The sequence below is a fragment of the Streptomyces sp. NPDC041200 genome, from assembly GCF_055591805.1.
In genome coordinates, this window is sequence record NZ_JBVIZF010000018.1 from 122,862 (window position 1) to 132,125 (window position 9,264).

Here is a 9,264-nt window from a genome sequence, read left to right on the forward strand (position 1 = left end):
CATGCCAAACCCGACGATGAAAGCCCGGACCCTCAAGTGCCCCACCTGCGGACGCGTGAACAAGATCCCCGCGGCGGCCGAGGGCGCCCCCCGGTGCGGCAACTGCAAGTCGCCGCTGCCGTGGATCGTGAACGCGGACGAGAACGACTTCGCCGAGGTCGCCGAGAACGCGACGCCCCTCGTCGTCGTGGATCTGTGGGCGACGTGGTGCGGGCCCTGCCGGATGGTCAGCCCCGCACTTGAGCGGGTCGCCACGGAGCTGGCGGGCAAGGTCAAACTCGTCAAGGTCGACATCGACAGCAATCCGCACCTCGCCCAGCGGTTCGAGGTGCAGGCCGTGCCGACCCTGCTCATCCTGGACAAGGGGGAGCCGGTCGCCCGCCGCGCGGGTGTCGCCCCGGCGGGCACCCTGCGCTCGTGGGTCGAGCAGGTGATGGCGGGCCGGCAGGACAGCAAGAGAGGGTGACGTCCATGGCCATCGAACCCGACCCGCACCTGTCCATGGTGCGCCCGGTCTCCCCGCGCAGCCCCGAGGGGTGCGAGGAGTGCCTGCGGCTGGGGTCCACATGGGTGCATCTGCGGCTCTGCCTGACCTGCGGCCACGTCGGTTGCTGCGACTCCTCACCACTCAAACACGCGCGCGCCCACGCCTACGCCGAGCAGCATCCCATCGTGGAGCCCATGGAGCCGGGTGAGAGCTGGCGCTGGTGCTACGCCCACGAGGCGCCGGCGTGATGGCAGGCGATGACCGGCCCCGCGACGCCGCTCCCGACGAGGCGGTGGCGTTCGAGACCCCGGACCTGTACGGCGCCTACCCCCGGCTGTCGCAAGCCCAGATCGCGTTCCTCGCCGAACACGGGGAGCGCTTTTGGACCGAGCCGGGCCAGGTGCTGGTCCGGGAGGGGGAGCGGTGTGCGGAGTTCCTGGTCATCCTCAGCGGCTCCATCGAGATCGTAGCGGCCCACGGCACCCCCGAGGAGCGGGTCCTGAGGGTGCACGGGCCGGGGCGCTTCCTCGGCGAGCTGGGGCTCCTCCAGGGACAGGTGGCCTTCTACACCGCCCGGGCCCGTGATCCCGGAGAAGTGCTGTCCCTTCCGATCGACTGGCTGCGGGTGCTGGTCGCCCGCGATCCGATCCTCGGCGACCTCATCCTCCGTGCCTATCTGGGCCGCCGCGCGCTGCTCGTCGGCGCCGGCGCGGGCTTCCGCATCATCGGCTCGCGCTACTCACCCGACACCCGGCGGCTGCGCGAGTTCGCGGCCCGCAACCGGCTGCCGCACCGCTGGATCGATCTGGAATCGGACGAGGAGGCCGAGGCTTTGCTGCGCCGCTTCTCCATCCCCCCGGAGGAGACACCGATCGTCATCTGGCGCGATCAGCGGGTGCTGCGCAACCCCAGCAACGCCGAACTGGCGCGGCTCATCGGTCTCTCCCCTCCGTCCGCCGAGGAGACCCGCAGCGATCTGATCATCATCGGCTCCGGACCCGCCGGGCTGGCGGCCGCCGTCTATGGCGCGTCCGAGGGATTGACCACGGCCCTCCTGGACGCGATCGCCACGGGCGGCCAGGCGAGCACGTCGTCCCTCATCGAGAACTACTTCGGCTTTCCGGCCGGGATCTCCGGTTCCGACCTCGCCGAACGGGGCGAGCTCCAGGCGCGCAAGTTCGGGGCCCAGGTGTGGGTTCCCGCGGAAGCGACTTCGCTCAAGCCCGAGGACGACGGCTACTACCGCGTCACCTTCGCCGACGGCATCGATGTGGTGAGCCATACCGTCGTGCTGGCAATGGGCGCTCGGTACCGCAGGCTCGAAGTGCCCGGCATCGAACGGGTGGAGGGGGCGAGCGTCTACTATGCGGCGACCGTGTACGAGGCGCAGCAGTGCAGGGCGGATCCCGTCGCGGTGGTCGGCGGAGGTAATTCCGCGGGCCAGGCCGTCCTCTTCCTCGCGCAGCGCGTCCCGCGCGTCCATCTACTGGTCCGGGGCCCGGACCTCGGCGCCAAGATGTCCCGTTACCTCGTCGACCAGATCGAGCGCCATCCACGGGTGCATGTGCTGCTGAACAGCGAGGTGCGCGAGGTGGAGGGCGACGATGTCCTGCGGGCGATCGTGGTGGAGAACAACCGCACGGGGGAGCGCCGCAAGCTGGTTGTACGCGCGATGTTCGTCTTCATCGGCACCCAGCCCCGCACGGCGTGGCTCGGCGACGTGGTCGCCTTGGACGACCGTGGCTTCGTGTTCACCGGCGCCCCGGCGCAGGCCCGCGCGAGTGGCACGGTCTGGGAGGGCCAGGGCCGTGCCTGTCTGGGGCTGGAGACCAGCCTGCCCGGGGTCTTCGCCGCGGGCGACGTGCGCAGCGGCTCGGTCAAGCGGGTGGCCTCCGCCGCCGGTGAAGGGGCGATGGCCATCCATCAGGTCCATGAGCACCTCGGTCACACCACCGTCGACGTCGCGCGCCACCCCGATGACACACAAGCTCCGTCCGGCCGGTTCGCCGAACCGGGCGATGGTCACGCAACAGATCCGCTACCCACCAACCGACACGACCGGAGGGATGGACGATGAATATGCCGGTTCGCCGACAGCGAGGCCAAGGAACGGCGGAGCGTCCCAGGGGATGGGCGCGCAATCCACTTCTGGAACTCGACGACCTCATCAACCAGATGGGCGGTCTGCTCGAATCCACGGTCGGAAGCGCGGCTCCCGCCGTGGCGGCGTGGACGCCGTCCGCCGATCTGACCGAAGCCGACGACGCCTATCACCTGGAACTCGAGCTTCCCGGCGTGGACCGCGAGGACGTCGACATCGAGATCAATGGTCAGGAGCTGGCCGTAACGGGGGAGATCAAGGAACGGGAGCGCAAAGGCATCATGCGGCACAGCAGTCGCCGTACCGGTCGCTTCGAGTACCGGTTGCTGCTTCCGAGCGAAGTGAACACCGAAGGCGTCACGGCGAGCATGTCCAGCGGCGTGCTCACGGTCACCGTCCCCAAGGCGGCGACCGCCAAGCCCCGTCACATCGAGATAACCGAGAGCAGCGAACGCCAAGGCGGCTGAGACCGCCGGGATCCGGCAACCAGCGCAGCAGGTCCACCATGTGGATGGCGTTCTCGAAGGTCGCGCGGTACTCACTGCCGCGACGTTTCTTCTGCGCGATACAGAAGGCGGCGCCGGCGTCCCCGAACTCGTCACGCGCGGCGACGTAGGACGGCGCGAACCTGCGGTTGAACCCCACCATCAGCACGCGGTCGCGCTCGTCGGCGAGGTCGGCGAGCCGCTCCGCGTCGCTGGTCGCGGTCGCGAGGGGTTTTTCGCAGAAGACGTCGACGCTCGCCTCCAACGCGCGGCTCACACCGGCGAAATGCTCCGACCTCGGGGTCAGGACGAACAGGGCGTCCAGGTCACGTTCGAGGGCCTGCTCGATCGTCGGGACCGCGGTGGAGAATCCCCATCGACGGACCAGTTCGGAGGGGTCCTCGCGCCGGGACACCAGGACGTCGAGGTCGACGTCGTCCCGCGCACCAGGGTGGGCAACTGCGCGATGTGCGCGATGTTCCCGGCGCCGACTACACCGACGCGCAGCGGGGTCCGGCTCATCGGGACACCTCCGCGGGCGTGAGGCCGGCGGCCTCGTCGAGGAGTGAACGCAGCACGCGGGCGGCCCGGGCGAAGCCCTCAGCCGGAGCCGGGAGATCCTGCGGGTGCCAGCGGTATTCGTACTCGAGGCTGAGGACGTCGTCGTATCCGTGCTGCTTGACCGCCCGAAGGATGTCGGACCAGGGCACGATGCCGTCGCCGACGACGCGCGAGCGCACGGCCCGCTCGTCCGCCTTCACCCGGGCCGTCCCGGAAGCGACGAAGGGGGCGTCCGGGTCGGTGAAGACGAGGTCCTTCACGTGGACGTGCCCGATCAGGTCGCCCTGCTCCCGCAGCGCCTCCGGCCATGCCTCGTCGTGCGTGAAGGTGAGGTTCGCCTGGTCGTAGAGCACGCGAACGGCAGGCGAGTCCACCTCACGTATCAGCCGAGCGGTCTCCTTGGCCGACTGCGTCATGGTTCCGAAGTGGTTCTCCACGCACAGGCGCACTCCGGCGTCGGCGGCGAGCGGCGCCAGCTCCGAAAGGCTCGCGCGTAGGCGCTCCCAGTGTCCGGCGTGGTCGGTTCGATCGGCTCCCCAGGAACCCGCGTACACGCGGATCCGGGTCGCTCCCACGCGATGAGCGCACTCCACCGTCGCCCGCAGCTCGTCGAGGGCGGCCCGGCGCTGCGCCGGGTCCTCATGGTTGAGCCCCGTGGTGTACGGAGCGAGCCCCACCACCGGTACGCCGAGATCGTCCGCCACGCGGGCCGCCTCGGCCGCTGCCGCGTCGTCCCCGACCGGCAGTCCGCTGCGGTAGTCGTTCTGGTAAATGACCTCCGCTCCCTCCAGACCGGCGGCGGCGAAGAGCTCCAGCGCCTCGGGGAGGGTCTGTTCCGGCGTGCCGAGGGTGTGGCCAATGATCCGCACTACACGTCCTTTCCAGTTCGGGAGGGTCGGCCCAGTCGGCGGGACCGACCAACGGTGGCGGGTGGTGGACGCGGGACCGGTCGACCAGTTCGATCAACAGGCCCCAGGGCGCCCGGAGATAGGTCCACCGGTTGCCCGCGACGAGGGGGCTGTCGGGGCCGACCTCCTTGGTTGCGCCCAGAACGCTGGCGCCGTGCGACCGGAGATGCTCGACGGCCGCGTCGACGTCCGCCACGCTGAAGCACAGGTGGTGGCCGCCGGGATCGCAGTGGCGCGGGTAGTCGCGCCGCTGGTCCGTGCTCCACCACTGGAACAGCTCCACGTTGAGGTTGGGCGGCATGCGCAACATGGCGAGTTCCAGGCGCGCGTCGGCCGGGACCTCGAAATGTTCGGGCATGAAGTGGGCGTCGGGCCCGCGCGTCGAGCGGTAGAGCTCCTCGGCGCCCAGGGCGTTGGCGAAGAAGGCGACCGCTTCGCCGAGGTCGGGCACCGTGAAGGCGACATGGTCGACGTGTTGAAACCCTGCGGGCAGGCTCATCGGGGCACCTCCGCGGTCGACTCACGGATCAGCAGATCGGGGGCGAGGACGACATGTCCCGTCTCTCCGTCCTTGAGGAGTTTCTCGGCGAGGTCGATGGCGATCACTCCCATGTCGGCGATGGGCTGGCGGACGGTGGTCAGTCGCGGGTTGAACCGGGCGCCGAACTCCAGGCCGTCGAAGCCCATCACCGACACCTCGTCCGGGACGGACACACCTCGCACACCAAGAGCGGAGATGAGGGCGAAGGCGACCATGTCATTGGCCGCGATGACCGCTGTCGGGCGCTCCTCGCGTGTCATGTGCACGAGGCGCTCGGCGGCCCGCTCCCCCACATCGGGCCCGGTGCCCCCGTCCAGGATCATCGCCGGCATGTCCAGCTCCGCGGCCAGCCCCTCGTAGGCGGCCAGGCGGTCCCTGGATGTGTACGCCCCGGAGATGCCGGACACGTAGGCGATGCGCCGGTGCCCCAGGCCGCGCAGATGGTCGACGGCGAGTGCGATGCCCTCGGCGCTGTCCACCGTCACGGTCGGCACCTGTGCCTGTTTGACGCGGTCGACGACGACGACCTTGCTGCCGAGCGCGACGTTCTGCAACTCGTCGAGGTCCACGGTGGTCGACGGCGCGACGATCCCGAAGGGCGCGTACATCTCCTGCAGGGATGTCAGATACGCGTTGGTCTGGGCCACCTCGCCGCCGGTCACGCACAACACCAACTGGTAACCCCGGCCGGCCGCCGCTGCCGCCATGGTCCTCGCCAGCTCACCGTAGAAGGGGTTGGTGATGTCCGGGACGATCAGCGGGACAAGCTTGCTCGCACGACGGCGCAGGGCTTGCGCCAGCGGGTTTACCCGGTACCCGAGACTCTCCGCCACCTCCAGGACATGTTTCCGGGTCGCGGCATTCACGGCTTCCGGCCGGGAGAAGGCGCGGGAAACCGTGGAGCGATGCACGCCCGCTCGGGCGGCGACGTCGTCGATGCTCACCTCAGCCATGGCTGACCTCCAGGGACGCAATGGGGGACCGCCTGTACGCGGCCCAGATGAGGCTCATTGTGTCGGCAAGGTCGGCCAAGGTAGGCAGCCCGGGAAAGCCGTCCGCCCAGGCGTCGGCCACCTGTCGGACGAACACGTCGTACAGCGGGTCGCTGTCCACGTCGATGGAGTTCGACACGGTGACACCGTCCGACGCGCGCGTGAAGGAGACGTCGCCGGAGGTACCCACGTCGACGTATCCCCCGTCGCCGGCGCTGGTGTAGGAGCAGTACCGCTTGGCGGGACTCGACGGGAAGGCATAGCCGACCTCGATGATGGCCTCACTGCCGTCGTCGCCCGCGAGCACCAGCGTGGCATGGTCCTCGACGGCCTCGCGGTGCAGGCTTGCGGAGAGATTGGCCGCCACCAGTTCCACGCGCCGGGCCCGCTGTACCTTGTCGACTCAGCCTCTATCCAGGGTGCGGCGCGGCGGCACTGGCCCTCGGTGGCTGACAACTGCGGCGTCCTATGCGCGTACCGCGGCAACCGCCTCATCGAAGGCCAGCTCCATGTCGACCGTGCCGTTGCTGCGGACCCAGGTTTCCGTTGCGGCTTCGGAGCACGCCAGGGCGCAGGCGACGAGCGCGCGGGCCCGCAATTCGTTCATGGTGTCCGCCGTGGCGCCCAGTCGTCTGGCGATGTCCGGCAGCAGTAGCTCCGTCCACTGCTGACGTTTCTCCAGCTGACGCCCCCGGAGAGAGGGCGACGCGTGGAGCATGCCGGTGATCTTGAGGAAGTCCTCCGGTGTATAGGGAAGAGACTCGACGAGCGCCTTGAGGGCCGCCCGGAGTGCTTCCCACGGGGGCTCGTCTGCCGGACGGGCTTCCAGCGCGGCCCGCAGCGTCCGGCCGTTTTCGGCGTGGTCGCCGAGCACGATGTCTTCCTTCGTGCCGAAGTAGCGAAACAGCGAGCGCCGCGAGATGCCGATCTCGCCGGCGATCTGTTCCATGGTGGTGGCTTCGAAGCCGTGCTCGAGGAAGAGCCCCATCGCGGTGGCGGCGATCTCGGCCTGCACTGCCCGCCGGGTGCGCTGCCGTAGCCCGGACGGGCCGCCTTCGCGATCGTTCATGACCCCCAGCCTACCGCGTTGTGCACCCGGTACCTATTTGGCACTGAGTGACAAGATAGGCCTACAGTGCCACATACTGAGTGCAACCGCCGTCTCCCGGGAGTAGCCCATGAACGCCGTCGACTACCGCGGCCAGACCACCCTCATCACCGGTGCCAGCGCCGGCATCGGAGCAGAGTTCGCCCGCCAGATCGCCGCGCGTGGCTCACACGTCATCCTCGTCGCCCGGCGCCGGGAACGGCTCGACAAACTGGCCGCCGAACTCACCGCGGCTCACGGCGTCCAAGCCACGGCCATCCCTCTCGACCTCAGCCAGCCTGCGGCAGGCCAGACCCTCGCTGAGGAGGTGGCACGGCGCGATCTGACCGTGACGAGCGTCGTGAACAACGCAGGCTTCGGCACCTTCGGCCCGTTCCACACCGAGGACCCGCAGCGCCTGCGGGAGGAGATCTCCGTCGACGTCGCAGGCGTGGTCGACATCAGCCGGGCGTTCATCGAGCCGCTGCGGACCTCCGGCACCGGGGTGCTGATCAATGTCGCGAGCATGGCCGCGTACTTTCCCACTCCGAACATGGCCGTCTACGCGGCAGCCAAGGCGTTCGTGCTGAGCTTCACCGAAGCCTTGTGGCAGGAGTCAATCGACACCGGGCTGCGCGTGCTCGCCCTGTCCCCCGGCGCGACCAGCACCGAGTTCTTCGACGTCATCGGCACGGACTCCGCGGACGGCGCCACCAAACGCCAGTCCCCCCAGGAGGTCGTGACGACGGCACTGCGGACGCTCGACCGTCGCACGCCACCACCGAGCGTCATCTCCGGCCGGCTCAACCGCATGATGGCGAGCCTGGGCCGGGCAGTCACCAGACGCCGCGCGGTCCTGCTCATGGGATCCATGACCGCCGCCCGCTAGAAACTGGCTTTTCGATCAGATAGGTCGCTGTTGTGGTCATGCTCAGCAGGGGGGATCTGACCGACGAGGAGTGGGCGGTGCTGGAGCCGCTGCTGCCGAAGAGCAACAACCGGTGCGGCCGGTGGCGGGACCACCAGCAGGTGACCAACGGGATCACCGGCTCAGCACCGGGGCACAGTGGCGTGAGCTGCCCGAACGCTTCGGCCCGTGGAAGACCATCCACAAGCGGCACCTGCTGTGGTCGGCCGACGGCACCTGGGAGATGCTCCTCCAGCACATCCAGGCCCTCGCCGACGCCGCGGGCGGCATCGACTGGAACATCAAGGTCGACTCCACCATCGTGCGTGCCCACCAGCACGCCACCGGAGCCCCGAAGAACCCGCACGCCGCTTCAAAGGGGAGCCCCAGGAGAACCGGTTCACGTGCCAGTGAACGTAAACCTGCGGCTCCTGCGGGGAAAGGCGGTGCGGCAGGCGAGAGCCTCGGCCGGTCCCGTGGCGGACTGACCTGCAAACTGCACCTGAGCGCGGAGGGCAAGTGCCGCCCACTGTCGCTCGTCGTCACGCCTGGGCAGCGGGCGGACTGCACTCAGTTCGAGCCGGTGATGGAGAAGATCCGTGTCCCGCGAAGCGTCCCCGGCCGTCCGCGCCGCACCCCGGACAGTGTCGGAGCGGACAAGGCGTCCAGCAACCGCAACACCCGCGCCTGCCTGCGCAGACGCGGCACCCCACACGCGATCCCGGAGAAGAAGGACCAGCAAGCCAACCGCTTGCGCCGAGGTTCACGCGGCGGACGAGCTCCCAACTTCGACAAGGAGAGATACAAGCAACGCAACACCGTCGAACGAGCGATCAACAAACTGAAGCAGTTCAGAGCCGTCGCCACCCGCTACGACAAGCGCGGATACGTCTACCTCGGCACGGTCACCGCCGCCGCACTCCTGATCTGGCTCCGGTCGTGATCGCAGAGACAGGCTCTAGATGTGCTGTCCCGGCACGTTGGTGACACGCGACGCGCCGTGAGGGGTGCTTGAACGAGGCGAGGGCCTCCGGTTTCGGTGTGGATTGCGACATCTGTACCGGCACCAGGAGGCCCTCGTTGATCCACCGTAATGCCCGGCTGACTCCGACCGGCAGGCTGCGTCTGGCCCGGTGTGTCATCGAGGACGGATGGCCGCTGCGCCGGGCTGCCGAACGGTTCCAGGTCAGCCACA

10 protein-coding genes and 3 pseudogenes are annotated in these 9,264 nt (G+C 69.1%); 7 read left to right on the forward strand and 6 right to left on the reverse strand.

Going from position 1 to position 9,264, the window contains the following annotated elements; all coding sequences use genetic code 11:
• Position 1: 1 nt before the first annotated feature.
• The 4 genes from trxA to ACZ6CL_RS30310 are packed head-to-tail and all read left to right on the forward strand — an operon-like array spanning position 2 to position 3,055.
• Positions 2 to 466, forward strand: coding sequence for a thioredoxin (gene trxA, locus ACZ6CL_RS30295; RefSeq protein WP_468941284.1), 465 nt, complete (start codon positions 2 to 4; stop codon positions 464 to 466).
• Between the two features lie 5 nt (positions 467 to 471).
• On the forward strand, positions 472 to 735 hold the full coding sequence (locus tag ACZ6CL_RS30300) for a UBP-type zinc finger domain-containing protein (protein WP_468941287.1): 264 nt from the start codon (positions 472 to 474) through the stop codon (positions 733 to 735).
• On the forward strand, positions 735 to 2,564 hold the full coding sequence (locus ACZ6CL_RS30305) for an FAD-dependent oxidoreductase (protein ID WP_468941289.1): 1,830 nt from the start codon (positions 735 to 737) through the stop codon (positions 2,562 to 2,564). The genes ACZ6CL_RS30300 and ACZ6CL_RS30305 overlap by 1 nt, the downstream gene beginning before the upstream one ends.
• Positions 2,561 to 3,055, forward strand: a complete 495-nt coding sequence (locus ACZ6CL_RS30310) for an Hsp20/alpha crystallin family protein (RefSeq protein ID WP_468941292.1) — start codon at positions 2,561 to 2,563, stop codon at positions 3,053 to 3,055. The genes ACZ6CL_RS30305 and ACZ6CL_RS30310 overlap by 4 nt, the downstream gene beginning before the upstream one ends.
• Here ACZ6CL_RS30310 and ACZ6CL_RS30315 read toward each other — a convergent pair.
• The 6 genes and pseudogenes from ACZ6CL_RS30315 to ACZ6CL_RS30340 form a co-directional block, all read right to left on the reverse strand.
• Entirely contained in the window at positions 2,979 to 3,488 is a 510-nt protein-coding gene (locus tag ACZ6CL_RS30315) for a Gfo/Idh/MocA family protein (protein WP_468941295.1), read from the reverse strand. The two genes, ACZ6CL_RS30310 and ACZ6CL_RS30315, sit on opposite strands and share 77 nt — an antisense overlap.
• A 103-nt stretch (positions 3,489 to 3,591) precedes the next feature.
• Positions 3,592 to 4,503 carry a sugar phosphate isomerase/epimerase family protein gene (locus tag ACZ6CL_RS30320; RefSeq protein WP_468941298.1) on the reverse strand — a complete coding sequence of 304 codons (912 nt, stop codon included), beginning with the start codon at positions 4,501 to 4,503 and terminating at the stop codon, positions 3,592 to 3,594.
• A gap of 145 nt (positions 4,504 to 4,648) precedes the next feature.
• A pseudogene (locus ACZ6CL_RS30325) lies at positions 4,649 to 5,041 on the reverse strand (VOC family protein); the annotation flags it as partial.
• On the reverse strand, positions 5,038 to 6,036 hold the full coding sequence (locus tag ACZ6CL_RS30330) for a LacI family DNA-binding transcriptional regulator (protein ID WP_468941301.1): 999 nt from the start codon (positions 6,034 to 6,036) through the stop codon (positions 5,038 to 5,040). The gene ACZ6CL_RS30330 and the pseudogene ACZ6CL_RS30325, both read right to left, overlap by 4 nt.
• On the reverse strand, positions 6,029 to 6,451 hold the full coding sequence (locus ACZ6CL_RS30335; protein ID WP_468941304.1) for a hypothetical protein: 423 nt from the start codon (positions 6,449 to 6,451) through the stop codon (positions 6,029 to 6,031). The genes ACZ6CL_RS30330 and ACZ6CL_RS30335 overlap by 8 nt, the downstream gene beginning before the upstream one ends.
• Positions 6,452 to 6,541: 90 nt before the next feature.
• Positions 6,542 to 7,144 carry a TetR/AcrR family transcriptional regulator gene (locus ACZ6CL_RS30340; RefSeq protein ID WP_468941306.1) on the reverse strand — a complete coding sequence of 201 codons (603 nt, stop codon included), beginning with the start codon at positions 7,142 to 7,144 and terminating at the stop codon, positions 6,542 to 6,544.
• Positions 7,145 to 7,253: 109 nt separating this feature from the next.
• Here ACZ6CL_RS30340 and ACZ6CL_RS30345 point away from each other — a divergent pair, with 109 nt between their 5' ends.
• The 3 genes and pseudogenes from ACZ6CL_RS30345 to ACZ6CL_RS30355 form a co-directional block, all read left to right on the forward strand.
• Entirely contained in the window at positions 7,254 to 8,051 is a 798-nt protein-coding gene (locus ACZ6CL_RS30345) for an SDR family NAD(P)-dependent oxidoreductase (RefSeq protein WP_468941309.1), read from the forward strand.
• A 38-nt stretch (positions 8,052 to 8,089) separates the two neighbouring features.
• Positions 8,090 to 9,012: pseudogene (locus ACZ6CL_RS30350) on the forward strand (IS5 family transposase).
• A 137-nt stretch (positions 9,013 to 9,149) separates the two neighbouring features.
• Positions 9,150 to 9,264: pseudogene (locus ACZ6CL_RS30355) on the forward strand (IS481 family transposase); the annotation flags it as partial.

Bases quoted from the DNA above. Each gene is read 5' to 3' on its own strand.
- trxA (WP_468941284.1), top strand. From the start codon at position 2: ATGCCAAACCCGACGATGAAAGCCCGGACCCTCAAGTGCCCCACCTGC.
- ACZ6CL_RS30300 (WP_468941287.1), top strand. From the start codon at position 472: ATGGCCATCGAACCCGACCCGCACCTGTCCATGGTGCGCCCGGTCTCC.
- ACZ6CL_RS30305 (WP_468941289.1), top strand. From the start codon at position 735: ATGGCAGGCGATGACCGGCCCCGCGACGCCGCTCCCGACGAGGCGGTG.
- ACZ6CL_RS30310 (WP_468941292.1), top strand. From the start codon at position 2,561: ATGAATATGCCGGTTCGCCGACAGCGAGGCCAAGGAACGGCGGAGCGT.
- ACZ6CL_RS30330 (WP_468941301.1), bottom strand. From the start codon at position 6,036: ATGGCTGAGGTGAGCATCGACGACGTCGCCGCCCGAGCGGGCGTGCAT.
- ACZ6CL_RS30340 (WP_468941306.1), bottom strand. From the start codon at position 7,144: ATGAACGATCGCGAAGGCGGCCCGTCCGGGCTACGGCAGCGCACCCGG.
- ACZ6CL_RS30345 (WP_468941309.1), top strand. From the start codon at position 7,254: ATGAACGCCGTCGACTACCGCGGCCAGACCACCCTCATCACCGGTGCC.